General features: G+C 35.6%; 29 protein-coding genes. 21 read left to right on the forward strand and 8 right to left on the reverse strand.

What is annotated here, in order from left to right; genetic code table 11:
• Nucleotides 1-66: 66 nt before the first annotated feature.
• On the forward strand, nucleotides 67-3,636 hold the full coding sequence (locus J2S74_RS26160) for a dynamin family protein (RefSeq protein WP_307332343.1): 3,570 nt from the start codon (nucleotides 67-69) through the stop codon (nucleotides 3,634-3,636).
• 51 nt (nucleotides 3,637-3,687) lie between these two features.
• Here J2S74_RS26160 and J2S74_RS26165 read toward each other — a convergent pair whose 3' ends face one another.
• Nucleotides 3,688-3,843 carry a hypothetical protein gene (locus tag J2S74_RS26165; protein WP_307332346.1) on the reverse strand — a complete coding sequence of 52 codons (156 nt, stop codon included), beginning with the start codon at nucleotides 3,841-3,843 and terminating at the stop codon, nucleotides 3,688-3,690.
• A gap of 126 nt (nucleotides 3,844-3,969) precedes the next feature.
• Nucleotides 3,970-4,155, reverse strand: a complete 186-nt coding sequence (locus J2S74_RS26170) for a hypothetical protein (protein WP_307332349.1) — start codon at nucleotides 4,153-4,155, stop codon at nucleotides 3,970-3,972.
• Nucleotides 4,156-4,602: 447 nt separating this feature from the next.
• On the opposite strand from J2S74_RS26170, the gene J2S74_RS26175 reads away from it, so the two are divergent.
• From J2S74_RS26175 to J2S74_RS26190, 4 genes are all read left to right on the forward strand, one after another.
• Nucleotides 4,603-5,727 carry a TIGR04053 family radical SAM/SPASM domain-containing protein gene (locus tag J2S74_RS26175; RefSeq protein ID WP_307332352.1) on the forward strand — a complete coding sequence of 375 codons (1,125 nt, stop codon included), beginning with the start codon at nucleotides 4,603-4,605 and terminating at the stop codon, nucleotides 5,725-5,727.
• Nucleotides 5,728-5,854: 127 nt separating this feature from the next.
• Nucleotides 5,855-6,553, forward strand: coding sequence for a TVP38/TMEM64 family protein (locus J2S74_RS26180; RefSeq protein ID WP_307332355.1), 699 nt, complete (start codon nucleotides 5,855-5,857; stop codon nucleotides 6,551-6,553).
• 233 nt (nucleotides 6,554-6,786) lie between these two features.
• The gene (ilvA, locus tag J2S74_RS26185) at nucleotides 6,787-8,046 is read left to right on the forward strand and encodes a threonine ammonia-lyase IlvA (protein WP_307332358.1); all 1,260 of its coding nucleotides are present in this window, start codon (nucleotides 6,787-6,789) and stop codon (nucleotides 8,044-8,046) included.
• A gap of 21 nt (nucleotides 8,047-8,067) precedes the next feature.
• Nucleotides 8,068-8,502, forward strand: coding sequence for an MOSC domain-containing protein (locus tag J2S74_RS26190; RefSeq protein ID WP_307332361.1), 435 nt, complete (start codon nucleotides 8,068-8,070; stop codon nucleotides 8,500-8,502).
• A 65-nt stretch (nucleotides 8,503-8,567) separates the two neighbouring features.
• Here the strand turns inward: J2S74_RS26190 and J2S74_RS26195 are convergent, their stop codons facing one another.
• Complete coding sequence (locus J2S74_RS26195) at nucleotides 8,568-8,969, reverse strand: cupredoxin domain-containing protein (RefSeq protein WP_307332363.1); 402 nt, start codon at nucleotides 8,967-8,969, stop codon at nucleotides 8,568-8,570.
• A 346-nt stretch (nucleotides 8,970-9,315) separates the two neighbouring features.
• Between J2S74_RS26195 and J2S74_RS26200 the strand changes: the two genes are divergently transcribed.
• From J2S74_RS26200 to J2S74_RS26230, 7 genes are all read left to right on the forward strand, one after another.
• Nucleotides 9,316-9,531 (forward strand): DUF2187 family protein, encoded by a 216-nt coding sequence (locus J2S74_RS26200; protein ID WP_307332366.1) that lies wholly within the window; start codon nucleotides 9,316-9,318, stop codon nucleotides 9,529-9,531.
• 295 nt (nucleotides 9,532-9,826) lie between these two features.
• Complete coding sequence (locus J2S74_RS26205; protein ID WP_307332368.1) at nucleotides 9,827-10,645, forward strand: spore germination protein; 819 nt, start codon at nucleotides 9,827-9,829, stop codon at nucleotides 10,643-10,645.
• Nucleotides 10,639-10,989, forward strand: coding sequence for a spore germination protein (locus J2S74_RS26210; protein ID WP_307332371.1), 351 nt, complete (start codon nucleotides 10,639-10,641; stop codon nucleotides 10,987-10,989). Before J2S74_RS26205 ends, J2S74_RS26210 begins: the two co-directional genes overlap by 7 nt.
• A 25-nt stretch (nucleotides 10,990-11,014) precedes the next feature.
• Nucleotides 11,015-12,172 carry a Ger(x)C family spore germination protein gene (locus J2S74_RS26215; protein ID WP_307332374.1) on the forward strand — a complete coding sequence of 386 codons (1,158 nt, stop codon included), beginning with the start codon at nucleotides 11,015-11,017 and terminating at the stop codon, nucleotides 12,170-12,172.
• Nucleotides 12,173-12,179: 7 nt separating this feature from the next.
• A complete protein-coding gene (locus J2S74_RS26220) occupies nucleotides 12,180-12,401 on the forward strand; it encodes a hypothetical protein (protein WP_307332377.1) in 222 nt (73 codons plus the stop codon).
• A complete protein-coding gene (locus J2S74_RS26225; protein ID WP_307332379.1) occupies nucleotides 12,398-13,510 on the forward strand; it encodes a GerAB/ArcD/ProY family transporter in 1,113 nt (370 codons plus the stop codon). The genes J2S74_RS26220 and J2S74_RS26225 overlap by 4 nt, the downstream gene beginning before the upstream one ends.
• A gap of 154 nt (nucleotides 13,511-13,664) precedes the next feature.
• Entirely contained in the window at nucleotides 13,665-15,086 is a 1,422-nt protein-coding gene (locus J2S74_RS26230) for a serine hydrolase domain-containing protein (protein WP_307332382.1), read from the forward strand.
• Nucleotides 15,087-15,194: 108 nt separating this feature from the next.
• Here J2S74_RS26230 and J2S74_RS26235 read toward each other — a convergent pair whose 3' ends face one another.
• Entirely contained in the window at nucleotides 15,195-15,356 is a 162-nt protein-coding gene (locus J2S74_RS26235) for a hypothetical protein (protein WP_307332384.1), read from the reverse strand.
• 143 nt (nucleotides 15,357-15,499) lie between these two features.
• Between J2S74_RS26235 and J2S74_RS26240 the strand changes: the two genes are divergently transcribed.
• Together J2S74_RS26240 and J2S74_RS26245 are read left to right on the forward strand one after the other, a co-directional pair.
• Complete coding sequence (locus tag J2S74_RS26240; protein ID WP_307332386.1) at nucleotides 15,500-18,058, forward strand: DEAD/DEAH box helicase; 2,559 nt, start codon at nucleotides 15,500-15,502, stop codon at nucleotides 18,056-18,058.
• Nucleotides 18,059-18,307: 249 nt separating this feature from the next.
• Complete coding sequence (locus J2S74_RS26245; RefSeq protein ID WP_307332389.1) at nucleotides 18,308-19,162, forward strand: CvfB family protein; 855 nt, start codon at nucleotides 18,308-18,310, stop codon at nucleotides 19,160-19,162.
• Nucleotides 19,163-19,452: 290 nt separating this feature from the next.
• On the opposite strand, the gene J2S74_RS26250 is transcribed toward J2S74_RS26245, so the two are convergent.
• On the reverse strand, nucleotides 19,453-19,647 hold the full coding sequence (locus J2S74_RS26250) for a hypothetical protein (RefSeq protein WP_307332391.1): 195 nt from the start codon (nucleotides 19,645-19,647) through the stop codon (nucleotides 19,453-19,455).
• A 160-nt stretch (nucleotides 19,648-19,807) separates the two neighbouring features.
• A complete protein-coding gene (locus J2S74_RS26255) occupies nucleotides 19,808-20,329 on the reverse strand; it encodes a hypothetical protein (RefSeq protein WP_307332393.1) in 522 nt (173 codons plus the stop codon).
• Between the two features lie 133 nt (nucleotides 20,330-20,462).
• On the opposite strand from J2S74_RS26255, the gene J2S74_RS26260 reads away from it, so the two are divergent.
• Complete coding sequence (locus J2S74_RS26260) at nucleotides 20,463-20,855, forward strand: VOC family protein (RefSeq protein WP_307332394.1); 393 nt, start codon at nucleotides 20,463-20,465, stop codon at nucleotides 20,853-20,855.
• Here J2S74_RS26260 and J2S74_RS26265 read toward each other — a convergent pair whose 3' ends face one another.
• Together J2S74_RS26265 and pepF are read right to left on the reverse strand one after the other, a co-directional pair.
• A complete protein-coding gene (locus tag J2S74_RS26265) occupies nucleotides 20,856-21,137 on the reverse strand; it encodes a YqhV family protein (protein ID WP_307332397.1) in 282 nt (93 codons plus the stop codon).
• A gap of 148 nt (nucleotides 21,138-21,285) precedes the next feature.
• Entirely contained in the window at nucleotides 21,286-23,073 is a 1,788-nt protein-coding gene (gene pepF, locus J2S74_RS26270) for an oligoendopeptidase F (RefSeq protein ID WP_307332400.1), read from the reverse strand.
• 178 nt (nucleotides 23,074-23,251) lie between these two features.
• Here pepF and J2S74_RS26275 point away from each other — a divergent pair, with 178 nt between their 5' ends.
• The 6 genes from J2S74_RS26275 to J2S74_RS26300 all read left to right on the forward strand — a co-directional run bounded on the left by J2S74_RS26275 (nucleotide 23,252) and on the right by J2S74_RS26300 (nucleotide 26,205).
• Nucleotides 23,252-24,100, forward strand: a complete 849-nt coding sequence (locus J2S74_RS26275) for an SDR family oxidoreductase (protein WP_307332403.1) — start codon at nucleotides 23,252-23,254, stop codon at nucleotides 24,098-24,100.
• A gap of 226 nt (nucleotides 24,101-24,326) precedes the next feature.
• Entirely contained in the window at nucleotides 24,327-24,590 is a 264-nt protein-coding gene (locus J2S74_RS26280) for a phage holin family protein (protein ID WP_307332405.1), read from the forward strand.
• Between the two features lie 115 nt (nucleotides 24,591-24,705).
• Nucleotides 24,706-24,999, forward strand: a complete 294-nt coding sequence (locus tag J2S74_RS26285) for a hypothetical protein (protein ID WP_307332407.1) — start codon at nucleotides 24,706-24,708, stop codon at nucleotides 24,997-24,999.
• A gap of 44 nt (nucleotides 25,000-25,043) precedes the next feature.
• On the forward strand, nucleotides 25,044-25,646 hold the full coding sequence (locus J2S74_RS26290; RefSeq protein ID WP_307332408.1) for a M23 family metallopeptidase: 603 nt from the start codon (nucleotides 25,044-25,046) through the stop codon (nucleotides 25,644-25,646).
• Between the two features lie 50 nt (nucleotides 25,647-25,696).
• Entirely contained in the window at nucleotides 25,697-25,999 is a 303-nt protein-coding gene (locus tag J2S74_RS26295; RefSeq protein ID WP_307332410.1) for a bactofilin family protein, read from the forward strand.
• A gap of 32 nt (nucleotides 26,000-26,031) precedes the next feature.
• The gene (locus J2S74_RS26300; RefSeq protein WP_307332412.1) at nucleotides 26,032-26,205 is read left to right on the forward strand and encodes a hypothetical protein; all 174 of its coding nucleotides are present in this window, start codon (nucleotides 26,032-26,034) and stop codon (nucleotides 26,203-26,205) included.
• Nucleotides 26,206-26,714: the final 509 nt, after the last annotated feature.

The following is a 26,714-nucleotide window of genomic DNA, read 5'->3' on the forward strand; positions in this document are numbered from 1 at the left end:
CACTTTTATATTTTTCAATAATAAGATATTTGTTATAGTAGAAAGTATAAAGGGTGGTGTTTAATATTGACTATCATACATCAAGAGATAGATATTACTTTAAGTATAGAAGAGCAATTTAGGCTTGAAAAGCTGGAGGACAAAAAACAAAGTCACTCCTTTGAAGTTGCTTTTTGCGGTCATTTTTCCGCAGGTAAATCTACAATTTTAAATGAGTTATTAGGGGCAAAAGTATTGCCTACAAGTCCGATACCAACTAGTGCAAATATTATTAGGATTATAAACGGTGAACTTGGACTTTCTATTTTATCCAAACAAGAGGGTGAAAAGGCTTGGAAAGGGGAAATCCCTTGGGAGCAAGTACGCCAGTGGGGAATGAATGGAAACGATATTTCTAGAATTACCATTAGTGCCCCACTCCCTTTTCTTAGTGATTATGCATCCATTTTAGATACTCCTGGGGTAGACTCCACGGATGAGTCCCATGAAGCTGTAACGGTGGAACAATTATATACGACCGATGTCATTGTATACGTAATGGATTACAACCATGTACAATCGGAGACAAACCTTTATTTTTTAAAGCAATTATCTAAGGAACGTAAGCCAATATTTATTGTTATTAATCAAATAGATAAGCACAACGAAAAGGAAATTCCTATTTCTATTTTTAAACAATCCATAAAGGAAATTTTTAACAAGTGGAACATTGGTTTTGTAAATATGTACTTTACAACGATGAAGAATCCTGATCATTCCTTAAATGAATTCCCTAGATTTGAAAAAGATATGAAGTCACTTTTATACAACAATAAAGATTTATTAAAAGGAGCTTCTCTTCTGCTAGAGCAAGGTTTTTATCAAGCGGTAGAACATAGGCTGGAAGAAGAAAAACAAGAAGCTGTTGACGAAGTAAAAGCAGCAATGAAGGAAAAGGGTTATTCCTTATCCCAATTGAAAGAAATGGATTCCCTTCATGAGGAAATGGAGGAGTTATTTCACTACGAGGAAACTTTACGAACAAATATGGAAAAGGAACTGGGGAGTTTATTTCAGAATGTAACTTTATTCCCCTTTACCACAACAGACCTAGCGAGAAATTGGATAGAAAGTATTCAACCAGGTTTTAAAGTTGGACTGTTATTTACTAAAAGGAAAACGGAGGAGGAACAGGACCAAAGGTTGGAACGTTTAGTCAATGACCTTCAGGATAAAGTTAAATCCCAGCTATTGTTCCATGTACAGAAATACTTTCAACAAGTGGACCGGTCTATTCTTTCTAACGTAAATAAATTCGAGGAGATGTATAATAGACTAAACTTTCACGTAACTGCAGACCTTTTAAAGGAACATGTGAAGACTGGACACTCTAATCGTGATTATGTGTTTCAATTTACGAAGGAAGTTACAAACACCATTGTAAAGATTATTCGAAGAGATGCTATTGAATTATTGGAGCTTCAAATAAAAGGAATGAAGGAACATACGGACCTTCAAATAGAAAGAATAACGGATAAATTAAACCAATTAAAGGAAATAGGGGAGTATAGAGAGAAAATTGAGGAAATTGAGTTAACTTATTCTAAGGAAATAGAGTTAGTTGAAAGGAAACTATCGGGGTTTTCGAATAATACACAATATCAACAACAGCTTGTTGAAGCAACACAGCAGTCGTACCCTGTTGAAAAAGGGAACGGATTTCATAATGTAACTCTTCCTGAAGAATCTGTAATTGGTACGGAATGGGGTTTAAATGAAATAACAATTGATACACAATTTTCAGAAGCAGATACAGCTAATTGGCTTGGAAACATAAAGGGAGTATTATTACCAAATCAAGGGAATAAAGTTCTTGGAAAAGAAAGGGCACAGCTGCTGGATCGAATTAACCGATACGAAGAGCAACGGTTTATTATTTCCTTGTTCGGTGCATTTAGTGCTGGAAAATCAAGCTTTGCCAATGCGTTACTAGGTGAAGAGGTTTTACCAGTTTCCCCTAACCCAACAACGGCAACCATTAATATAGTGGAAAAGCCTTCTGGAGACCGGAAACATGGTACGGCAGTAATTAACATTAAGACGGAAGCAGACCTCAATAAAGAAATTAAAGCTGTCAGTGAGCAGTTGGATGAAACGTTAGATTTAACTACTTTATTGGAATGGACTCCAAAAGGAAAACAGTATATCACTAGCACTCAGAAAACCTATGTGGAATATTTAACAACATTACAAAAAAGCATTGGTTCTACAGAATGGAAATTAGGTGGGAGCTTCGCTGCTTCCCTTTCAGAGGTTCAGCAATATGCTGCTGAAGAAAGTAAAGCTTGTTTGATTGAAAAGATTACGATCTATTATGACAGCCCTATTACGAATAAAGGAATTGTGCTGGTTGATACACCAGGAGTAAACTCTATACATGGCAGACATACTAACGTTGCCTTTCAACAGATGAGACAATCAGATGCTATCTTTTATCTAACCTACTATAACCATGCTTTCTCTAAAGCTGATCAATATTTCTTGCAGCAAATGGGGAAGGTTAACGAAAGCTTTAAACATGATAAGCTATACTTCGTTATCAATGCGGCAGATTTAGCGGGTAGTGTTACGGAATTAAACGGAGTTAGAAAGCATGTCCATGATCAGCTAAAACGAAATGGGATGGAAGATCCGAGGCTGTATCATCTCTCAAGCAGAGAAGGGTTAAAGAATAAGAAAGCTAGGGATAAAAAGGAAACTTCATTTACACAATTTGAAGGATCTTTCTACAATCATACGATACTTGAGTTAAAGGAATTAAGTGTGAACATGATTTCACACCAGCTCCAGAATTATGTCGCTATTGCTAAAGACAGCCTTCAATTTATGGAGGAAGAAAGGGAAGAACAGGTAAAGAAGCAACAGAGTTTAATGGAAACAGTCAAGGCGCAGCAGGAAAACATCAAAAACCTAACCTTTACTTATGCAGTAAGGGATGTATTCCAGGAGCTGGAGCAATTGGTACTCTATCTAAAGGATCGAATGAGATATGTGCTAAATGATTATTATTCCACTGCGATTAATGTTGCTGTTTTAACTGGTAATAGCAAGCGAGAACTGCATGAACAACTGCAAGGAGCAATTAAGGATTGGAAAGGCTTAGGTGAACATTTCCTTAAACAAGAACTGGAAGCTACACTCATCAGAATCGAGGAAAGAGTGAAGGCAAGATCGAAAGTATGGTTAAAGGATGAACTAAAAAAACTAAAAGAGGAACTTCCTTATATTAATGAAGAGGTGGAGGTATTGGTTCAACCGTTAAATATTGAAGGGGATATCAATATTTCCGTAGAGGTAAATAATTACCGGTCCTTTTTATCCTCAAAGAAAGACTTCTTTGAAAATGGCAAAGTAAAAGAGTTGAAAGAAAAGTTAGTGGAAGACGGTGTGGAAGCATCTGTTAATACAATCGAGAAACAATGGGGACAACTTAAAGACCAATTGCAGGTAAAACTTAATAAATTGGAAATGGAATTAAAACAACAGTTAAACAGTGCTGTGGAAGCAGAACTAGACCGTTTCAGTGCATTGTTCGACGTTGATGAACGAATATCATTACAAAAGGAATATGACTCCTTAAAGAAGTATATTGTATAAAGTAGCAACGGGCAGCCAAGATTGCTGCCCTATTTTAATTTATTCTGGAAACTATACCCTCGGATCTTCATCATAACGAAGGGAAACAACCTTCGTATATTCCCCTTTTTTCACTTCTTCCTCAGAAGCCCTTTCACTTAGCTCTTCATCATCGTCTATTCCAGTTGCCATTGTAGGCTCTTCTTCATTTCTTTTTTTTCGATCCATATTGTAACCTCCATTAACCATTCATTACACCTAGTATGTGTCTTTAATGAGACTATAAGTCAGGAAAAATTAACAAAGGGAAAGACAGCTTATCCGGTTGGATAAGCTGTCCATAGGAACTCCTCATTAGCTCATTTGATCTCTCATTTGGTCCATTGTTCTTTGGATCGGACGCATTATGTTACCGCCGCCGTTATTATTTCTTGCACGCATCATACTATAAGCAGCAGCACCTACGCCTACCCCGACTAATGTGAGCATTAATCCGTTTCGATTGTTATTATTTCTTCGTCCCATTCCTAGCATATTCATGACATGGAGCCCCCCTCTAAAATTTGTTTGACTCAATATCAAACATTAATATTTTCAGTTATTTTGGCTTGTTTATGTAAGGGTATCCCTGCCACTTTATTAAATTTAATCCTGTACACTAAATTCTTGGAAAATACATTATATGAATGGGAATGGAGGGGGCGGTATGGAGAGAATTCTTCAATCAATATGGAGTAAAGGGAAAAACTCCCAGAGAAGATAAGGTACTCAGCAAATTGATAAAGGAGCTAAAGGGTGTTAAATGGGAATGTCCTTTATAAACTGTCAACCTCGATGTGTTTACGGACCGTCGCTGAATAAAAAGTTAACAATATGTGAACACGGAAAAGTTTGCTTTTAAAAGTGTGAGGTACATCACATCGGCTTTACCTTTAAGAGGTTAAGCTAAATACATATAGAGAGCGTTTTTTAAAGGAGGTTTTTTAGGTGTTTCCTCAGGATTATAATGAAAATCCATTTATAGTTATTTGGGAATTAACCCAAGCATGTGAATTAAAATGTTTACACTGCAGAGCAGAAGCACAATATCGCCGTCACCCGATGGAACTTAATTTTGAAGAAGGAAAAAAGCTTATAGATGATATACATTCCATGAATAATCCAATGTTGGTGTTTACGGGGGGAGATCCCCTAATGCGTGAAGATGTTTTTGATATTGCTAAATATGCTATTGATAAAGGAGTACGGGTGTCTATGACACCATCAGCTACTCCGAATGTAACAAAACTAGCAATGGAAAAAGCAAAGGAGGTAGGACTTTCAAGATGGGCATTCAGTTTGGATGGACCGAATGCTGACATTCATGATCATTTCCGCGGGACAAGTGGCTCATTCGAATTAACAATGAATGCCATAAGATACTTACATGAATTAGAGCTTCCTATCCAAATAAATACTGTAATTTCACGTTATAATTATGATCATTTAGATGAAATGGCAAAGCTGGTGGAAGATTTAGAATGTGTCCTTTGGAGTGTGTTTTTCCTTGTTCCTACTGGAAGGGGACAAGAAAAGGATATGATCACCCCTGTGGAACATGAAAAAGTGTTTCAGTGGTTATATGATTTATCCAAACGGGTTTCCTTTGACATTAAAACAACTGCTGCTCAGCATTATCGCAGGGTTGTCATCCAAAACAAAATGTGGGAGAAAGATAGTGGAATTAATGGGCATCAAATAAAATATAAAGATGCCATAATAAAAGGGGATACTGGTAGGATTGATGGTTTAGGCCGTGCTCCAAAGGGTGTTAATGATGGAAATGGGTTTGTGTTTATCTCTCATATTGGTGATGTCTATCCAAGCGGATTGCTCCCAATTAAAGCTGGGAATATAAGGGAAACACCCCTTCCAGAAATTTATCGTGAATCGGAAATATTCCAGTCATTAAGGAATCCGGACCTGTATAAGGGGAAATGTGGTGTTTGCGAATTTAAGCACGTATGTGGAGGTTCCCGTTCCCGGGCTTACGCTATTACAGGGGACTACCTGGAAAGTGAACCTTATTGTGTTTATATACCAAAAGTTTTACGAAAGAAAAAATCACAATAACCAATAAAAAAATCCTTTCTTTTATGAGTATCATCAAAAAAAGTCCCAATACTATTCATTTTTGATATACAATATTAATAATGCAATAAATAGACTTAAGCTACTATAATGCTTAAGTCTTTTCTTTATGGCAAAACTCAAAAGTTTATTCTTAAAGGAGGGAAGTCCCATAGCCAGGGTTTTACTAAAGCTCTCTTCAATCGTATTAACATTTGTACTTATATTTTCCGTATTAGATTTGGAGTGGGTTCTTAAGCTTAGAGAAGGGGAATTGGATTTATCTACACAGCTTGATAATAATCAGCTTATTTATATATTACTTTTTACTTTTGTTTTAATGCTGTTTCAAAATTTAATAACAATCATACCGTTATTTATTATTGTTATGCTTAATACGGTATTATTTGGTTTTGTAAATGGATTCCTATGGAGTTGGCTCACTAGTGTTATTGCAGCAGTGATAACCTTTTTCCTTTATAAATTTTGGATACCTGAGAAAATTTTAGAGAAAGTAAATCAATCCTCCATAAAAAATAAAATTGATGAAAAGGGCATCTATTTTCTATTTATTTTAAGATTGATTCCCTTTATGCCAACAAGTATTATTAATTTAGCTGCAAGTATAAGTAATATTCGACTTTCTCATTTTTTTATAGCCACAGTGTTAGGGAATATGATCTTTCAACTACTCCTTTCAACTATTTCTATTGGAATATTGTCGGAAGGCATTAGTAACTATATTTTATGGATTATAGTCGGCTTATCTATTCCTATTTATTTTTGGTATAAAAAAAGTGCTGGAAAAAAGCGGAGTTATATATATTAAATTGCGCAAACGTATAAGGGATAACTTGGAAAAAAGTCACTCATTTAATCAAATAGAAGTGGCTTTTTATATTTGATTGTATCGTCAACTTTGTTTTTGACAAAAGGGGAAAGTTCCCAAATAACATGGTTAATTATAAGAAAATTTAAATTGTTTTTTAATCTTATGTTCAATCTTTCCTCTGTATATGTTAGTATAAGTCTAAATATTTTTTGGGGAAGGAAACGAAAGTCATGAGTAAAACACTAAATAAAGTACAAATCAAAGATGTTATCATTGCAAATCAAGTTCTAAAGGATGTTATTGTAAAAACACCATTACAACGGGATCCCATTTTGTCGGAACGTTATGACTGTAATATATATTTAAAGCGGGAGGATTTGCAGGTAGTAAGGTCCTTTAAAATTAGGGGAGCCTATCATTTAATGCAAGGTCTATCTCGAGAAGAATTGGATAGTGGTGTAGTTTGTGCAAGTGCAGGAAACCATGCTCAAGGAGTTGCCTATTCCTGCAAAGCTTTAGGTGTAAGAGGAAAGATTTTTATGCCGAGTACAACCCCAAGGCAAAAGGTATCTCGTGTTGAGTTTTTTGGGGAGCCATTTGTTGAGGTAATATTAACAGGAGACACATTTGATGACTCCTTCAAAGAAGCTATGTCTTTTTGTGAAGCAAATAACATGACATTTATTCATCCTTTTGATGACTATCGTACGATTGTCGGTCAAGGGACGGTGGGCATGGAAGTTTTAGATGAAATGAAAGAACCGGTTTCCCATATTTTCATGGGAATAGGTGGAGGAGGATTAATTTCTGGTGTGGGGTCTTATATTAAGGGGATTAGTCCAGATACGAAAATTATAGGTGTAGAACCTGAGGGTGCTCCTGGAATGCAGAAGTCCCTACAACAAAATGAAGTTGTAACCTTAGATAGAATTGATAAATTTGTCGATGGAGCTGCTGTAAAGCAAGTTGGTAAAGTTACCTTTGAAATGGCTAAGGAGGTAATAGATGATATCGTAATTGTGCCAGAAGGGAAGGTATGTACAACTATTCTAGAGCTATACAACGAAAATGCTATTGTTGCAGAACCTGCAGGGGCATTATCCATAGCAGCCCTTGATTTCTATAGGGACCAAATAAAAGGGAAAAATGTAGTTTGTATAATTAGTGGTGGTAATAATGATATCGATAGAATGCAAGAAGTAAAAGAGCGTTCCCTCATTTATGAAGGATATAAGCATTATTTTATCGTCGACTTTCCACAACGGGCAGGAGCACTTAGGGAATTTATGAGAGACGTTCTTGGTGAGACAGATGATATTACCCGATTTGAATATACGAAGAAAAATAGTCGGGATAAGGGTCCTGTATTAGTTGGAATTGAACTGAAACATAAGGGTGATTATGAACCGCTTATCGATAGAATGAATAAGAAGGGTTTTTCTTATTTAGAGATTAATAAAGATCAGCAGTTATTTAATTTATTAATATAGTGACGGAGAGGAAGCAGTGAAATGACAGGGAGTTTAAAGGGTATATGGATAAAGCGAATGAAACGGGGACCGATGGATTTTGTTGAATTGGCATCGTTAACGGAAAACAGAGGAATTGATACAAATGCAGATCAAGGTGGTAAACGACAGGTCACTATTATTGAAGAAGAAGTATGGGAACAATTAATGAATAAGTTTAATGCTTCTCTAGACCCATCAAACCGACGAGCCAATTTATTAGTACGTGGTATTGATCTAAAGGAAAGTCGTGGAAAGGTATTGGAAATTGGGGGCTGTAAGATTGAAATACTAGGTGAAACGAAGCCTTGCGAAAGAATGGATGAGGCTTTACCAGGTTTAAAGGATGAAATGTATCCTGAATGGCGCGGTGGCGCATTTGGAAAAGTATTAAATAGTGGAACAATAAAAATAGGTGATCACGTAAACCTAACCTAAATACGTAGAGGGTGTCACACAAGGTTTAATACATACCTTTTGTGACACCCTCTATTTTATATAAACTAGTCTACTACGACTAGGTTAATTACCATATCATCATGTCCTTCACCACATGGGATGGAACATAAGATTTCAAATGTACCCGCTTCGGTCGCTTCGAATTGGATTGTTTCTTCTACCCCCCCACTAATGTTTAGTTCAGGAATTTCAAGACCGTGAACTCCTTCTTCATTTACTATATGAATTGTAACGTTGTCACCCTTTTTTACAACCAATTCTTCTTCAGAATTGAAATCGAAGTTTGTTGCTGTGATAGTAAATTCTTTGTCACCAGCTTCCACTTCCACATCTGCTACAACCTCTTCTTCATCCGTTGCATTGCTTTCAGTTTCTTCATCATTTCCACATGCTGCAAGTACGAATATTAAAGTGGTTGCAAGTAGTAATGTTAATAATTTTTTCATTGTTGGATACCCTCCTAAATTGTATTTCATAATAATTATATAGGAGCTTTTTTATTTATTGTTATAATAAATGTGTACATTTTTTGAACTTTACACTGTGGCGGTAGTGTTATATCAATCAATTATTGATGTTATTTCAAGTGTTACCTTGTGAAAGATAAAAAGAAATATGTTATTTTAATTGAAAGTACCCATTCAAATCAAAAGGTATAGTTTAAAAATATTTACATTAATTCCCTATATATTATCTAGATGAAATGGCAAATAGTGATGGTTATAAACTTTCTACGAGGAGTTATGTTATATAGGGAAAGGGTAACTTTATTATTTAAAGGAGTGAGGAGTAATGGAGGAAAAGGATAAGGGTCAAGAACAGGAAGCACCTCATGTAAATGTAGATGATATTGTCAAGGTCATAAGTGGTAAAGAAAAGGGAGAAAAGGCGAAGGTAATCGCTGTCTACACAAATTCCGTTGCGGTGGAATTAGACAAGATGCAAAAAGATGGGACGCTTGCAAGAACAGTGTTAAGCCATAAAGAATATAAAGTACAAAAAAAGTAATGATACATAACTTTCCTTAGAGTAAGGAATCTGTATCGAAATAAGAGGGTATGTCAGAGATTAATCGCCTGTGACATGCCCTCTTTTTTAATGGTTTAGGAAATATATTTTTCACTCTCTCTGGTAGAAAAGTTTATTTATTATTAATCACGTCTAGCTTCAGCGCCTACTCGCTCGAGGTCAAATGATCTGCCCGCTCGTGGACAAGGCGCTTACGCTTATGTTCTTAACTCTTTGGGATAAATTGGCTAATGTTGGTGAAAATAAAAGAAATACATATTAATGAGGTTAAGAAATGGAAATTAAAGATAAAGATTTAATTTATCATTACGGAAGTAACATTGCACTATTCCAATATATTTTCCAAGACGCATCAGATGTTATTTTTAGGCCATTTCAAATAGATGGTAGAAAAGCTTGTTTAATATTTATTGATGGCTTAATAAATTCGAAGGATATCCAATATCATGTCCTTCACGAACTTTTATTCCATAGACCCGATGAATTTATTACTATGGAACAATTTGAGGAGAAACTTGTATCCGTTACACAAGTGGAAGATTTAGAATCTATTCAAGATATTACGAACAAAATTTTAGAAGGTAATACGGTATTAATAATAGATGGGAAAAACCGAGCACTAGTTATAGATGCAAAAGAATTTGAAAAAAGGGGTATCTCTGAACCAGAATCTGAAGCAGCAATTCGAGGTCCACGGGAAGGGTTTATTGAAAATCTTCGTGTGAATACCTCTATGATTCGTAGAAAAATTCGCTCTGAAGATCTTAATGTTATTTCTAAAAGTGCAGGAGAGAAATCAAAAACAAGTATGGCTGTTATTTATCTTGAAGATGTGGTAGACAAAGATGTTTTGAAGGAATTTAACAGTCGGTTAGATCGGATAAAAATAGATGGGATTTTAGAAACGGGCTACATTGAAGAACTAATAGAAGATAATCCATGGAGCTTGTTTCCACAAGTGCAAATAACAGAACGCCCTGATACGGTAGCAGCAAATTTATTAGAGGGAAAAATTGCTTTAGTTGTAGATGGAACCCCCTTCGTGATGATACAGCCGCAGTTGAAGCTGGTATTGTTTCGGCACCGATGGTAATTGTAGTTTCTCTTACTGGTATTGCTTCGTTTACAATTCCGAAATTTAGCCTGGCAATATCTGTACGATTAATTCGCTTTCCATTAATGATTTTAGGTTCCATATTCGGTCTTTTTGGAATCATTGTCGGTGCAATGATGGTTACAGCTCATCTATGTAAATTGAGATCCTTCGGTGTACCTTACTTTTCACCAGTTGCTCCATTAAAGTACAAGGAGCTTAGGGATATTTTTATTAGAATACCACTGTGGATGTATAACAAAAGACCTGAAGAATTTGTAAAGACTAATGCTAAAAGACAAAAAGAGAATCTTTCTCCATCACCGAACCAAGGTAATAACTAACTTTATAGTTTTACGGAGGAGTTCCATGCTTAAATTAAAAAAAATAATTATCTGTTTAATTATTTTAATTCCCTTTACAGGTTGTTGGGATCGTCAAGAGATAAATGACATTGCCATTGTCATGGGTACCTCTTTTGATAAAAGTGATGACCGAAATTATAAGACTGCAATAATTGCCCCCCTACCTGGTCAGATGGGGGGGCCTGGAGGAGGAGGGGGAGGAACTTCTGGAGAAGCTGCTTATTATTTAGATGCAGGAATAGGAACCACTGTTAGGGATGCTAATCAAAACTTACAGCAAAGAATGCCGCGAAAACTCATGCTAGGACACCGACGAGTAGCATTGTTTGGTGAAGAATTAGCAAAGGAGGGGCTGGGGAAAGCCCTTGATGTACTAACGAGAACTACGGAAGCAAGATTAACGATGCAAATTTTTGTTACTGAAGGGGAAGCGATAGAAGTTTTAAGTGCTGAACCTCAGTTAGAAACAATATCTGCTGAAGCTATTAGAGAAATAGGGGTTAGTGGTTTTGAGTTAACCTTAAGGGATTTTCTTTTGGAATTTCAGCAAAAAGGAAATGACCCCATTATTCCCGTTGTTCGTGCAAGAGACAATATCAGTCCAAACAAAAATTTAGTTAAGCAACAGGTTGAAATTAATAACTTAGCTATTTTTAAAGGGGATAAGCTTGCTTTCTTTACTAATGAATTGCAAACCCTAGGTGCTTCGTGGTTGATGGAAAAACTAGTAGGGAAAATTTATACTGTCCAGTTTGATGAGGATACCCATGTAAGTATAGAGGTAATTGAAAATAAGACAAACTTCGATTATAAAATTCAAGACAACTTACCTCAATTTAATATAGAAGTAAATGTAACTGGAGATATTTTGGAAAATGAAACGGATTTTACATTTGAAGAGGAGGGAGCTTATAAGGAGATAAACGCAGTAGTTGAGAAGCAAATAAAAAATGAAATATCAGAAATTCTGGATGCAACTTTACCAAAGGGGATTGATACTTTTGGACTAGGTTGGTTATTACATCGTAGAGAACGGGAAAAATGGAAAGAGTTTGAAAGTCAGTGGGCGGAAATTCTTCCAGATGTTGAGCATGAAGTGAATGTTATTTGTTCTGTTAAATTACCAGGATTGGTGACAGAGGGTATTGGAATTGGAGAGTGATGAATAAATGTTAGAAGTAGTAGCTATCTGGATAATATTACTACTTACGTATTACTTGAGTAAAAAAGAGTTGAAGAAGCAAAAGGGGGTAAAATTTCAATATATTTTCCTAGCTGGTATAACAGGAGCATTATCTTTATGTTTGCCGTTCGAAAATCCCCTGTCTTGGTATACGGATTTCTTATCTAACTCCTTTGGTAATATTACTAAACTGGTGATAGGTAAATGAAGATACAGCTATCACCAAGGCAAATAGTATTTTTGACAGGGAATACGGTTGTATCAAGCAGTTTAGTTGTTTTACCACAGGGAATTGTTGATATGGCTCTTCAAAATTCTTGGTTTGTACCTTTCTTTATCATGGTTTATATGGCTTTTATTATCCTTCTAGGTTTAATCGGGACGAAAAATGTACATACATTTGATAACTTATTTTCTGAAGAAAATAGTAGTAAGAAGCAAAAAATCGCTGCCCTTTTATTTATTATTTTTATTTTTCATGTACTATTCAGGGATCTTAGAATACTTTCTGCTTTTGTGGAATCTACTCTGCTTCCTTTGACTCCTTTATTTATTATTACATTGATAATACTAATATGCAGCCTTTATATTGCTTCGTTAGGAATTGAAGTAATCGTAAGGTTTACTGAGCTCCATTTTATTATCTTTATTGGAGTTATCTTATTTGTTCCTATATCCCTAGTAGAGCAAATCCGATTGGAAAATTTTGAACCTCTGATAAGTGTGGATGTAATACCATCAATGTTTCAATCTGCCTATATTGGGATGGCTTGGTTTGGAGAGGTAATTATTGTTTTTTTACTATTAAGTATGATTAAGCCAATAAAAAAACTAAGGCGAGCCATTATTTTAGGAGGAGCAACGGGGCTTTTTTGTTTCAGTATTTTAATATTTAGCCAATTAGGTGTCATTGGTTCAGAAATCGTTCGCTATTCCACTTACCCGACTTATACTTTAGTTCAACAAATTAGGATTACAGAGTTTTTAGATCGATTGGACTTAGCCCTTGTTACACTATATCTTCCTACAATCTTTTCTAAATTTGCTTTGTTTATCTATGCTTTACATCGTGCCTGGTCACTTTTGTGGAAGAACAGTATCAAAATTACGATGGTCCCCCTCGCTTTAATAGCAGGAATTCTGTCTATCGTTATTTTTGGTAATAAAGGAGACAAATACGAATTTCAAATATATACTTGGGCAACCTTAAGTATTACCCTTCAAATTTTATTGGCTATAATGACATTAATGATGATAAAAGATTCTAAGAAAAGCCAAAAGAATGCAAATGATAATAATACGGGAATAAATATTTAATAAGAGTACATCGTGGGTGAGTCAAAAGGTATGTCTTTAACCTTTCAACTCACCCACTTCTTTATTATAAAAAATAAAGGACATTGCCATTTTGTAGAGAACATTTTTTGTAGGTCATTTTATTATAAAAATTTATTACAAGGAGAGTGGAGTTGTGGTTGAAGATCAATTAAAGTTCGAACAATATGAGAAATACGTAGATAAAATTCAAAAGAAATACCATGTACCTGGAATTGCTGTAGCACTTAATAAAAAAGGGGAAAATATTTACCAAAAAGGAATTGGTTTTCGTAATATAGACAAAGGTTTAGAGGTGACCAAGGATACCATTTTTGGTATTGCTTCCGTGACTAAATCTTTTACATGTATGGGGATTATGCAGTTACAAGAAAAGGAGAAGCTTTCCGTTCACGATCAAGTAGTTAAATATTTGCCGGAATTTCAATTACCTGATGAGCCTCATTTAACAGATCAAGTAACGATTCATCATTTTATGACCCATACTTCGGGCTTACCACCTTTATCCTCCATTTCATTCGCATTAATGAGAACAATGGACAAGGATCCATCTGCAGATGATTATCCTGGTTTAAAGTTAAATGACAAGGAAGGATTAGCTATTGACACCTTTGAGCAATTAATGCAATTTATTGGGGAAACGAATGTAACGCTCCTTGGAAAACCAGGAGAAGAGTTTAGTTATTCAAATGATTGCTATGCATTATTGGGAGCTATTATTGAACGGGTAAGCGATCAAACGTATGAATCCTTTATTTCAGAAAATATACTTCAGCCCGCAGGAATGAAAAATAGTACATTTTATTTAGAGGAAGTGAAGAAATCATCTGACGTAACAGAACAGTATTCCGTGAAGACTGTAGATGGGAAAGAAGAGGTTTATGCTGCACCTGTTTGGTGGGATGCTCGAGCAATGCGAGGGGCAGGCTTCTTAAGATCAACGATGGGCGATATGCTTAAATACGCAGAAATATTTATCAATGATGGAGTTATAGATGGTAATCAAATTCTATCTTCTAAAAGTATAGAAGAAATGATGAAGCCATATGTAAAGATTGATCAAACGAAATATTATGGATACGGACTAATGATCACTCCAGATTTTCATGGTGTAAAATTAGTGGAGCATGGTGGAAGCCTCAAGGCTATATCCTCTCAGTTAAGCATGATTCCTGAAAAGGGATTAGGAGGGATAGTATTAACGAACTTGGTTGGAGTTCCTGCCTTTCAAATAATGAATGGCGCCATGAATCTAGCATTAGGCTTATCAGTGGACACACCGTATGCTTACTATCCAGATTATACATGTTCTAAGGAAATTTTTACTCAATACGTGGGAGAGTATGCATCAGAGGAAGGTGCCAACATTCAGATTTCCGTTGAAGATGACCAATTAGTATTTATACAAGAGAATAAAGTTTTCCCATTAAGGGCAGTTGGAAAGCATCGATTTACGGTGAAATTAAAGGAAGCAGAAACACCTATTCGTTTTGTGTTTAATGAAAAAGGAAGTGTCCGAGCATTGGCAATGGGTGTAAGACAAATACCTAAAAAATAATACTAAATTTGACTAGAGTGGAGACCTACTTATTTGGAACTTTAGTTAGGATAGGAATAGGGGATAGGGGGAAGGCTCTTCTGATGTAAATACGAAATAATCCCAACTTTATGTGGGATTATGCTGACTTTCTTCGTATGCAATTAATATTACATCCTTATGAGTCTCTGCCCTTAATTCTGCTTCAAGGGACATTACTTTACTTAATAGATCTGGACTAAGATTTGCAGCAGCAAAACGGTCATAATCTAATAGGTTTTTATCCTCCACTTATACCCCTCCAAATTTGAATTTAATATTATCTTCCCAAATAGAACCATTTCCTATTCTCCAAAAAAATGCATCCTCTTAGTAAAAAATACTTTCGTAGGTTAAAATAAACATGTAAGGCAAACGATTCGGAGGAAAAATAAATGAGTAAAATAGATAAAATTTATCCTCTAGCAGTGGAAAAAACAAAAGAGAAAATACAGGAAGATATTACAAAGTACCTTGAAGCTAAACCAGAAATGCCCGATTTTAATGAATACATAGAGGAACGGAAAAGCTTTATAGAGCAAATATGGGTGAATATTTGGTTGAATAAAGCTGGGAGCAGTGCTTCTAAGGCAGAGAAAAAAGCTTTTTTAGCCGAAAGAGGCTATGACGTGGAAGGAATGGAACGAAAGCTCATTAATACATTGTTCCGTACACAATTAAAAGAGTACGAACCTTTTCAAGGTCATGAATGGCTAACCAATCTTTATTCCAAACATGAAGGTAAGTGGAAAGAAAAATATATAAAGGCTAGGAAAAAGTTTTTAGAACGAGAAAGGGAGAAAAGGGAGAAAGACGAGAGAAATAAACTTCAAAAGGATATTCAACGGGAAGCGGCTAAAATTATTGATGTAAATAAGACCTTGTTCTATTTGCATTTACGTTATTTTATTGCCGGTGAGTTAGTGAATGATTTAACTAAAAATCCAAAGTATCAATCTACAGATATATATATGATTGAGGAAAAACTAATACAGGTAGGCTTTTTCAATTCTTCTGATTATAGGAAGGTATCGGATTTTTTTCAGGAGCTTACAGGGGATGTCCATCATGCAAATTTTCAACATGGGTTTGACTGGGTTTATGAAACATATGAAGATGCTTATGAAAGGTTTGTGGAGCAATTTTTATCTGAGCATATCACTTCCCTAGTTCAAGAACGGCTGTCTCCACCTTTTATGGAAGGAATAAAGGAATTAAAGACTCCACCATTAAAATACATTCTTTATTCCCAACTTTCAGAGCTACAGGAAGATTATATGGAACAAATAAAAGATGAATATATGGAGGACTTGCTTAAGTTAGCTAATGTCCCATTTGATGAAAAAATACACCAAGAAATTTATGAGAAGGATTTATTGGAGAGAGAAAAAAGGTACGAAGAAGAATTAAGGGAATTAGAAAGGCAATTAGAAGCAGAAAGAAGAATGATGGAGGATATTTTCGGAAGGGAGTACAATCCATCCGTTGGTAGAAATATCAAGTATGTATTACACATTGGGGAGACAAATACAGGAAAAACCCATCAAGCGTTAAAGCGTATGAAAGAAGCAGATACGGGTCTATATTTAGCTCCATTACGACTTTTAGCTTTAGAAGTTTACGATAAATTAAATAGTGAGGAAGTTCCTTGTAATTTAAAAACAGGGGAAGAGGAAAAGGAAGTTGAAGGAGCCAATCATATTTCCTGTACGGTTGAAATGTTTTATGAGAAGGAATTCTATGATGTTATTGTCATAGATGAAGCGCAAATGATTGCAGATAAAGACAGGGGATTTTCCTGGTATAAAGCCATTACGAAGGCAAATGCACAGGAAGTTCATATCATAGGCAGCAGAAATTCCAAAAATATGATTTTGCAGTTGTTAGGTGACTCAAGAATAGAAATTAATGAATACAGCCGTGATATTCCACTACAGGTAGAACAACAGCCCTTTAAAATTAAACAAACAGAAAAGGGGGATGCCCTCGTTTGTTTTTCGAGAAAGAGGGTTTTAGAAACGGCATCCCAGCTTCAAGGGTCAGGTTATTCTGTTAGTATGATTTATGGAAGCATGCCACCAGAAACAAGAAAAAAGCAAATCCAACGATTTATAGATGGGGAAACAACGGTTATTGTAGCAACTGATGCTATAGGGATGGGGTTAAACCTCCCTATCAGACGTATCGTATTTTTAGAAAATGAAAAATTTGATGGCACACGAAGGAGAAGGTTAACATCACAGGAAGTGAAGCAAATAGCAGGCCGAGCAGGGAGAAAAGGGCTGTATAATGTGGGGAAAGTAGCGTTTATGAAGGAAATAAACCTAATGGCTCGGTTATTAGACCAAGAGGATGAGCTGGTGCATACATTTGCCATTGCTCCCACTAACGCCATTTTTGAACGGTTTCAGAAATACCATCGAGATCTAGGGACCTTCTTTGAACTTTGGGATCAATTTGAAAGCCCAAAAGGGACGAAAAAAGCTTCCCTTTCTGAAGAAAGGGAATTGTATGAATTGGTTCGTGATACAGAAATTGAGGGACGCCTTACAATGATGGACCTTTATGGCTTCTTGCACCTTCCATTTTCTAAAAAGGATCATCAGCTAATTAAACAATGGTTAGAAACAATGGAGACAATTGTAAAGGGGAAGGAGTTGCCTGAACCGATTATTAAAGGGGACAGTTTAGAGGATTTAGAATTGTCCTATAAAGCAATAGGGCTGCATCTCCTGTTTTTATACCGACTTGGAAAAAGAACGGAAGCTATTTATTGGGAAAGATTAAGGGAAGAAATAAGCGATGATGTTCATGAAGCTTTAAAAACAAATGTGAAAAGAGCGAAAAAATGTAAAAAATGCGGAAGGAAACTCCCTTGGGAATTTAATTTTCCTATTTGTGATGCCTGTCATCATACCCGTGTTCGAAGACGGCGGCATTACTATGAGTATTAAGAATGGTTTTCCCTATTTTATTTGTGGCTCTACAAGTGACGTTTTTGAAAAATTATAGATAAATTAAGGCAGGCAATTTTCATAAACTTTGTTGCTTTTTTTAAAGCTTGGAGAAGTGGAAGGCAGCGACTCCAGCGATGTCCGCGGAAAGCGTCCGCCTGTAGCGGATCCAAGCAATATTTATTCTCTTGATAACAATAATCTTTTAGAAAACAGCCAAAAATTATGAATAGAAGGAAGGTTATATAAGTGAATCAATTAGAAGTTGGAACGATAAAGACCTTAACTGTTACCAGGAAAATCGAAACGGGATATGTCTTAACCAGTGGCAAGGAAGAAGTGTTGCTCCACGCCAGGGAAACGGAGGGGGACTTAGATGAAGGTCAGGAAGTAGATGCTTTTTTATATCAGGATAAAAAAGGTCAGCTTGTTGCCACCACAATAATACCCGATATCCATCGCTATACATATGGGTGGGCTGAGGTTGTAGAATCTGTGAAAAATCTCGGTGTATTCGTAAATATTGGTATTCAAAAGGAGATTCTTGTTTCTAAAGACGACCTTCCATTATTAGAAGGGGTTTGGCCACAAAAAGGGGATCAACTGTTTGTTACTTTAATTGTAGATAATAAAGGAAGATTACTTGCCAAGCCAGTAACGGAAGATATTATTGAGCAGGAGCGGGACCGTGCTCAAAAACACCTGAAAAATCAACAAACGAGTGGTAGAGTATACAGGTCTACAAAGGTAGGATCTTTCATCATCACTGAGGAAGGCTACCGTGGTTTTGTTCATCACTCAGAGAGAAAAGAGGAGCCGCGACTAGGGGAGTGGGTGGAAGGCAGGATTATTGAAGTTAAAGATGATGGAACAATCAATGTTTCCTTACGTCCTGTAAAGGAAAAGGGAATAGAGGTTGATGCTGAAGAAATTTTAGCATATTTAAAGGATCAAGGTGGTGTCATACCATTTTCTGACAACAGTGATCCAGAAGAAATTCGTCAAACCTTTCATATAAGTAAAGGAGCCTTTAAAAGGGCATTAGGCAAACTGTTAAAGGAAGGGATGATTGAACAGCGAGACGGAAAAACCTATTTAAAATAGGTTAGCTTGGATACGCTACAGGCGGACCAATTACGCCTAAAGGCAACCCACGTCCTATGGGCAACGGCGTAATGTCACCGTCCTGGTCCGTGGGCAACGCTTCAAAGAGCTTTGCTTCGTCGAGTATTCTTCGAGACAACTCGTAGTGAACTCTAGAAGCTATGCTTCTGCTCCACTTCGTTTGCTCGTCGCAGGTAGTTGCCGCCTTCCGCTTCTCCAAGCTTTTTAACAAAAGTAAGAAAGTATAGGGGAAGTGGGTGATAGTTTGGTTCTGACACTTTCACTCGTTTCTATTCGTTTATTACTATGTAGCCTTCATCTTGAGCTTCCCCTATCTTCTCCTCTGGAATTAAGAAATAAACTTCATGAACCGGGTCTGAAACAATGGAAAAACCATCTGTTAAATATAATTTAGCATGATCTACACTACGTAATACTATATCAACTGCATTCAATCTCATATTAACAGCTGCATTATATTCCATTCTTAACGCCTCCTTATCTTTAGTAGATTTAGAAATAACTATTGGAAATATTGTATGGGAAATGGATGTGATTACAGCTTTTATTATATTCCAAATAATAACAAATGATGTGACAAATTTTTGAAAAATTTAATAAAGCGTTAAAACTCACTTTATTATATTAAAGAGATCGTTGAAACAAATATTCCATTGAACGAACAGTATAAGTGACAATAGACTCTAAATCATTAATATGTGATTCATTAATTTTTCGTTGGAAATTTAAGTTTATTTTATTATTCATATCACCTTCATTTCCATAAGAGTAACTAATTTCTTGACTTATAATAGCTTGGTTGTTCCACAATTCTTTTAAATACGTTTTTATTTCCGTACATTCTGTCTGAATGTTGTGGATATTTGTATATAAGTTTATCTGGATCATACAGCCACTCCCTTCTACATTCCCATGAAACATTTCTTGAGTATAATCACTGTGGGAAAAGTCCAATTTTATTTCTGAGAGGGGATATTTGTAATCCTGTTTAGAGGTACGAAACTGTATGCAAAAAGAACGGGACATGGTTGCTATATCAATCCTATCGTTACGATTTACTACTTGAATGCGATTAGATAGATCTAAATCGTAAACATGACCTTCTAAAACAGTTTTTAGGTTGTCGTAAATAGTTGGATCAAACATAAAGACTCTCACCCTTTTTTAAATTTTCTTTCAAAGAATATACCAAATCTAATAGCAGGAGTAAAATTAGGGGATGTCTGTTATGTTTTGATATAATAGGATCAATCATTATACAGTAAAGGGAGTGAACGTTTTGATCTCTTATGAAAGTCTCCATCATGTCAGCTTATCCGTAAAGGATATTGATGTTTCGAAGAGATTTTACGGTGAAGTGTTAGGGTTAGAGGAGTTAGAGCGCCCAAATTTTGACTTTAAGGGAGCATGGTATAGTGTAGGGGTTCAGCAATTGCATCTTATAGAGTCTAAAAATAAAGAACTTATTTCTGGGATAGGACAAATCAACACACGTGCTACTCACTTTGCTTTAAGGGTTACAAATTACTATGAAACAGTTAGTTGGTTAAAGGAAAATGGTGTTGAAATAGTTGAAAAACCTAATAGCACAAGTGGATTTGCCCAAATATTTTGCTGTGACCCAGATGGTTATATCATTGAATTTAATGTGGAACAAGGGGATTTAATATAGTTATTTTTTTAAACCAAATAAAATAAGAAATACACCTAATCCTACAATTAATAACCGGCTAAACGGCATTTTATCTGCAATTCCGATGAGTCCAATGGTCATAGTTAGAATAAGTACAAGTGGCCCCACTACTGCAAGGAGAGCATTGATAGCTAATGCCCTTTCTATACTGTTAAATTTAAGCATTAGGAAAGCAGCGGTTAATTCAAACGACCCAGAAAGTAAACGAAGGGCCACCATACTAATTAATGCTAATTCTATTGAACCAATCCATTCTTTCATGTTTTTTCACCTCTTGTCCCATTTCTATTAATCACAATATGATTGATATAATGATTACATGACAAAAATGGAACTTATAAACTCAAAATAAAGGGATGGTGTGTCAGCCAAACACACCATCCCTTTATAACTACAATTATTGTTGGGTTTACATTTTTGAAAATTGATTGACAAGTTCTCGAAAAGTCGTTAAAGCATTTTCCACTGGTTCTGGTTTTGTAAGATCAACACCAGTTTTTTTCAATAATTCTAACGGGTAGTCGGAGCTGCCGCTTTTCAAAAATTCTAAATAAGACTCCTTTGTTTGACCATCACCTTCTAATATTTTGTTAGCAATTAACATGGCGGATGCGAAACCAGTTGCATATTTGTAGACGTAAAATGGGCGATAAAAATGTGGTATTCTTGCCCATCCGTATTTTACCTCATCATCAAACACGACCTCAGCTCCGTTATACTCACGGAATAGACTTTCGTAAACTTCACTAAAAACTTGGGTATTTAAGGGCTCCCCTTGTTCTGCTAGCTCATGTGTCTTCTTTTCGAACTCAGCAAACATAACCTGGGTAAAAAAAGTGCCTCGGAATTTATCTATGAAGTGATTAACTAAATACTTACGCATCTGCTCATCTTTTGTAGTTTCTAATAAATAGTTGATTAACAAGATTTCATTTACTGTGGATGCAACCTCAGCAACAAATATCGTATAACTTGCAGTTATATGTGGTTGATAGTTACTTGAGTAATAGCTGTGCATGGCATGACCCATTTCATGAGTTAGCGTAAATAAACTATCTATATTATCATGATGATTTAATAAAACAAAAGGATGAACTCCATAAAGTCCCATATTATATGCACCAGAACGTTTACCTGGTGTTTCCCTAACGTCGACATAGCGTTTTGTTCTAAACCTACTTAGTGTTTCTACATAACCTTCTCCTAATGGAGCTAATGCCTTTAGCATCGTATCATATGCTTCTTCGTAAGGGATATCATGTTTAACTCCTTTTACGAGGGGAACGTTTAAGTCGTATTGCCGGACCTCATCCAAGTTTAATAACTTTTTTCTTAAGGTAACATAATCATGGTACGGCGCAATATTTTCCTTTGTTGCTTGAATTAAATTTTCATAGACATCCTTTGATACCATATCTGTAAAAAGAGATTTTTCTAAAGCGGAAGGATAATTACGCATTTTAGTTAGTACAACATTATTTTTAATTGCTGCTGATAATGTAGATGCAATAGAATTTTTTAATTGGACGTAAGGCTGATAATAGGCTTTGTAGGCTTCTTTTCTTACGGCCCGCTCCTCATGTTCAATGAGCTTTGAATACATTCCCCTGCTCAGTTCAACCTTTTCTCCCTTTTCATTCGTCACTTCTCCAAACTTTATATCAGCATTGTTGATCATACCGTATGTTTTACTAGGAGAGGATATAGCTTCTCCTAACTGAGATAGAACCTCTTCCTTTTCCTTAGATAAAACATGATCCTTGTATCTGTAAGCATCAAGTAAATGATCCTCAAAGTAGTTTAGTTTATCTACCTTGGCGATATATTGCTTTAAAGTTGATTCTTTCAAATTTAGCAAGAATGGCATAAAGAAGGAAGTTGCTGAATTTACCTTTACGCTTAACTGGGATGCTTTATCCAATAACTTTTGAGAAGTGGAGTCCCTCGTATCTAAATCAACGTGAAGCATGGCGTAAACATATACCTTTTTAAAGGATAAATTTATTTTTTCCCGTAGCTCAAGGAACTCAAATAAGGAGTTACCGTCCTTTATTTTTCCTTCAAATGCAGTTAGCTTATCTGCCATTTCTTCAATCTTGGTATACTCCCTTTTCCACTCTTCTGTGGATGGAAATATGTCAGTTAAGTCCCATTTTTCATTTTCTGGTACTTCAGCTCTGGACGAATATGTAACCATACGTTTCTCTCCTTTACTATGTAGTATTTTTAATTGTAACAAATTAAGCCTTGTACTAAAAATAACCTATTTGTTATGTGGTTTATTTTTTTGAAAATTAAGAGGGGTGAAAACGAATGATAAATAAATGTGTTAAATTAATAGGGAGTTAGTAGATTGTCAGGAAGAGGGATGAACTATGGAAAAGGAGATAGTATTGATTACGGGAACGAGCAGTGGGTTTGGTTTGTTATCTGCAATAGAATTGGCTAAAAATGACTTTTTTGTTATTGCCACAATGAGAGATCTCAACAAAAAGGATAATTTATTAGCAGTGGCAGAAAAAATGGGAGTTCAAGACAAGATTGAAATATTTAAATTAGATGTTACAAAAGTGGAGGAAATAAGTAGTTTAAGGGAAGAGGTTATTAAAAACTACGGGAAAATTGACATTTTAATTAACAACGCAGGCTATTGCCAAGGTGGCCTTACGGAAATTCTAGAACAGGAAGCTTGGAAAGAGCAATTTGAGACAAATTTTTTCAGTGTGGTTAACTTAACGAAGGCGTTTTTACCCATAATGAGAAAAAGAAAAAAAGGTAAAATTATTAATATTGGCAGTATTAGTGGGAGAGTTGGTTTTCCTGGGATAGCGCCTTATGCTGCCTCCAAATTCGCCTTAGAAGGTTTCAGTGAATCCCTTCGCCTGGAATTAATGCCCTTCAATATTAAGGTGAGTATTGTGGAAGCAGGATCGTTTAAAACAGAAATATGGCAAAAGGGGCTGGAAAATGTTCACACGGTTAAGGAAAAAGAATATAAACCTATTATTAACGCCATTTATAACAGTGCAAAACAAACAGCTAAAACTGCTGATGATCCTTCCAAGGTAATTCAACTAATCGTAAATATTTGTAGAAGTGAGCGCCCAAAATTAAGGTACCCCATTGGGAAGGGAATTAGTTCCTTCATTATCGTAAAAAATTTGTTGCCATGGGCATTAATAGAGAAGCTAGTCCATAATAGTATTTTTTCGAAAATGAAATAAGTTGAAAAAGGTGTTACAGTCCTGAGGGAGAACTTGTAACACCTTTATACTATTTATTGAACCTAAATATCAATAATAAATGGAATTAAGGAAAGGTAGTCTCTCTCAAAAATTCCCCTGCTGTTTTACTGGTAATTAAGTCAGGAAATGAAAAGTTGTAGTCAAGTTGTATTAATTTGTTCATAGATTAAAAGTAAGTGAAAGTATAAAGCCAAGGGGTGGTTAAATGGAATTTGTTGATTATGTAATGAGAGAAGCATTAATACTGGTTCCGGTTTTAATGATCATTGGTAAAATTATCAAAAACACTCCGAGGGTAAGGAATTGGATGATTCCATATATTTTACTCGTTCTTGGAATTATTTTAGCAGGATTAATCATGGGGTTCAGTGTGGAGTCCTTTATTCAAGGTGTCTTGGTAACGGGTGCCGCTGTTTTTGGTCACCAACTATTTAAACAAGGGAAAAATTATAGAGATTTAAAGAATTAATGATTTGTTCTCTGGTTAGATATAGGTGAAATAGTTGTTTGTACCTTTCGAGAAAAACTTTTTTCAAAGAAGGGGGGGAGTTTCCTTAAGGTTATTTAACTGAGGGGATTTAAGTATGTCAAATAAAACCAGAAAACAGAAAGCTTGGAATATTGTTCTTTTTTCGGGAGCAAAATCACCAATTAATAATTTTAAGGTGACCAAATTATTTCTTATATATATTTTTATGTTTACCTCATTGATCGTTTTAGCAATGATAAGCTATATTTTTTTACTCTTTTACGAAAAAGAACTGGAACAGCAGGCATTATATGAGGAGATAAATATAAGAGATAGGAAGGTTGCTGAGGTACAGTCAGAGGTTGATGAGGTTAAACGGGAGTATAGGACTTTACGGAAGAGGCTTTAGCTGTTAAACGATCGATAGAAGTATTTAAAGAATATGAAAAACGATTGCGAGAAATAGAATTAGAAATTCCTGGAGAGATAGGGGACGGTAGTGGAGGAATGGAATATTCCCTTGATAGCAACGAAGATATGGTGGATGTATCCAGAAGATTGATGGAAATGAGAGAGGAATTACCTAGTATTATTAAAGAGTTCGAAGAAACGGTAGAACGGATTCTTGCTTATGAAAAGGAGCTTCGTACAATTCCTACAATCATGCCAACAGAGGAGGGGCGGATAAGCTCCAGATTTGGATACAGACGAGATCCCTTTACTTGGAACTCTTCATTCCACTCTGGTATTGATATTGCAGCGCCAATAAACACTGGAATACACGCTACTGCAGATGGTAAAGTTGTACATGCTGATTGGGACGGAGGTTATGGAAGAAAGGTAGTAATTGAACACAATGAAACCTATACTACCATTTATGCTCATCTAAATAGAATAGATGTTCAAGTAGGGGATGAAGTGTCAAAGGGAGATTTAATCGGAGGGATGGGGACTACTGGGCGAAGTACAGGTGTTCATTTACATTACGAAATTATCCGAGATGGAGAGCATGTTGATCCTTATTTATATATGACATTCCATGAGGACCAAAATTAGTCATTTGAAATTTTATAATGGAGGTGAAGCTGGCGTAGGCCAGTCTGTATATGTTTACTAATAGGGAAGAGAGAAAATTAGGAGAAGTTACTACGGTGATTGGACCAAATACAAAGGTAGAAGGCAAGCTTCATATTGAATCAAGTATTAGGATTGATGGAAAGGTATACGGAGAAATCAAGTGCGCTGGGGATATAACGATTGGTAAAGAAGGTTATGTGGAAAAAGGTATAATCGCAAGAAACTTGTTTTTAGCGGGTACCGTCAAAGGGAATGTTAAAGTAGATAATAAAATTCATATCTATGATACGGGCTACCTTGACGGATCTGCAGAAATGAAAACGATTAAATAGAAGAAAACGGACATTTCCATGGAAAGAGTTTTATGAAAGGGAACAGTCACCTTTCTTCAAAATCAAAGGTAATTGAGATAGATAAAGATTTAGAAAAAGAAAAGAAGGAAAAGAAATTGGAGAAAGAAAATGACAGGCAGTATGTTGATCGGGATAGCGAACGGGAGAAGGATAAGGGGAAACCTGTAATAGAACAATCTTTATAATGGACAGAACTTCAATTATTATAAAACGCACGATTTTGAAGTGACCGTGTGTTTTTGACGTGAATAATATTGTTAAAATCTTTTTGTGATTTATAAATAATTTTCATATAAACGGGTATCCTTTATTTGAATATAAAGGATATCTCGCTAATTGTGATAGAAATCTCGACAATTAGATTTCTAATAATTACCATTGAATTAGTTCTTTAATTTTTGGTATATTAATTATCCAAGGTCGTTAACACAACAAATCAAAAACATCGTTCAAAAATGTTTCGGAAAGTTGTTGACAACAAAATGTTATTTTGATAGAATATAAAAGTTGTCAAAAACAACAAGCAAGATTGACCTTTGAAAACTAAACAAAAAGCCAAGTGAAGTGGGATATGAACGTCGTATTTATACGACCGATCCAATATCCCGTCAATGAATTTTTAAATTAGCCAGTTTAACTGGTTTTGATGTCAGAACATCAAGCTCAACACTTTATTGGAGAGTTTGATCCTGGC

The organism is Evansella vedderi, from assembly GCF_030813435.1.
GTDB classification, from domain to species: domain Bacteria; phylum Bacillota; class Bacilli; order Bacillales; family Salisediminibacteriaceae; genus Evansella; species Evansella vedderi.

Coding starts and splice junctions, on each gene's coding strand:
- J2S74_RS26165 (WP_307332346.1), bottom strand. CDS start 3,843: ATGGATCGAAAAAAAAGAAATGAAGAAGAGCCTACAATGGCAACTGGA.
- J2S74_RS26170 (WP_307332349.1), bottom strand. CDS start 4,155: ATGAATATGCTAGGAATGGGACGAAGAAATAATAACAATCGAAACGGA.
- J2S74_RS26180 (WP_307332355.1), top strand. CDS start 5,855: ATGGCAAAACTCAAAAGTTTATTCTTAAAGGAGGGAAGTCCCATAGCC.
- ilvA (WP_307332358.1), top strand. CDS start 6,787: ATGAGTAAAACACTAAATAAAGTACAAATCAAAGATGTTATCATTGCA.
- J2S74_RS26190 (WP_307332361.1), top strand. CDS start 8,068: ATGACAGGGAGTTTAAAGGGTATATGGATAAAGCGAATGAAACGGGGA.
- J2S74_RS26195 (WP_307332363.1), bottom strand. CDS start 8,969: ATGAAAAAATTATTAACATTACTACTTGCAACCACTTTAATATTCGTA.
- J2S74_RS26200 (WP_307332366.1), top strand. CDS start 9,316: ATGGAGGAAAAGGATAAGGGTCAAGAACAGGAAGCACCTCATGTAAAT.
- J2S74_RS26205 (WP_307332368.1), top strand. CDS start 9,827: ATGGAAATTAAAGATAAAGATTTAATTTATCATTACGGAAGTAACATT.
- J2S74_RS26210 (WP_307332371.1), top strand. CDS start 10,639: ATGGTAATTGTAGTTTCTCTTACTGGTATTGCTTCGTTTACAATTCCG.
- J2S74_RS26215 (WP_307332374.1), top strand. CDS start 11,015: ATGCTTAAATTAAAAAAAATAATTATCTGTTTAATTATTTTAATTCCC.
- J2S74_RS26220 (WP_307332377.1), top strand. CDS start 12,180: ATGTTAGAAGTAGTAGCTATCTGGATAATATTACTACTTACGTATTAC.
- J2S74_RS26225 (WP_307332379.1), top strand. CDS start 12,398: ATGAAGATACAGCTATCACCAAGGCAAATAGTATTTTTGACAGGGAAT.
- J2S74_RS26240 (WP_307332386.1), top strand. CDS start 15,500: ATGAGTAAAATAGATAAAATTTATCCTCTAGCAGTGGAAAAAACAAAA.
- J2S74_RS26250 (WP_307332391.1), bottom strand. CDS start 19,647: ATGGAATATAATGCAGCTGTTAATATGAGATTGAATGCAGTTGATATA.
- J2S74_RS26255 (WP_307332393.1), bottom strand. CDS start 20,329: ATGTTTGATCCAACTATTTACGACAACCTAAAAACTGTTTTAGAAGGT.
- J2S74_RS26265 (WP_307332397.1), bottom strand. CDS start 21,137: ATGAAAGAATGGATTGGTTCAATAGAATTAGCATTAATTAGTATGGTG.
- pepF (WP_307332400.1), bottom strand. CDS start 23,073: ATGGTTACATATTCGTCCAGAGCTGAAGTACCAGAAAATGAAAAATGG.
- J2S74_RS26275 (WP_307332403.1), top strand. CDS start 23,252: ATGGAAAAGGAGATAGTATTGATTACGGGAACGAGCAGTGGGTTTGGT.
- J2S74_RS26280 (WP_307332405.1), top strand. CDS start 24,327: ATGGAATTTGTTGATTATGTAATGAGAGAAGCATTAATACTGGTTCCG.
- J2S74_RS26285 (WP_307332407.1), top strand. CDS start 24,706: ATGTCAAATAAAACCAGAAAACAGAAAGCTTGGAATATTGTTCTTTTT.
- J2S74_RS26295 (WP_307332410.1), top strand. CDS start 25,697: ATGTTTACTAATAGGGAAGAGAGAAAATTAGGAGAAGTTACTACGGTG.
- J2S74_RS26300 (WP_307332412.1), top strand. CDS start 26,032: ATGAAAGGGAACAGTCACCTTTCTTCAAAATCAAAGGTAATTGAGATA.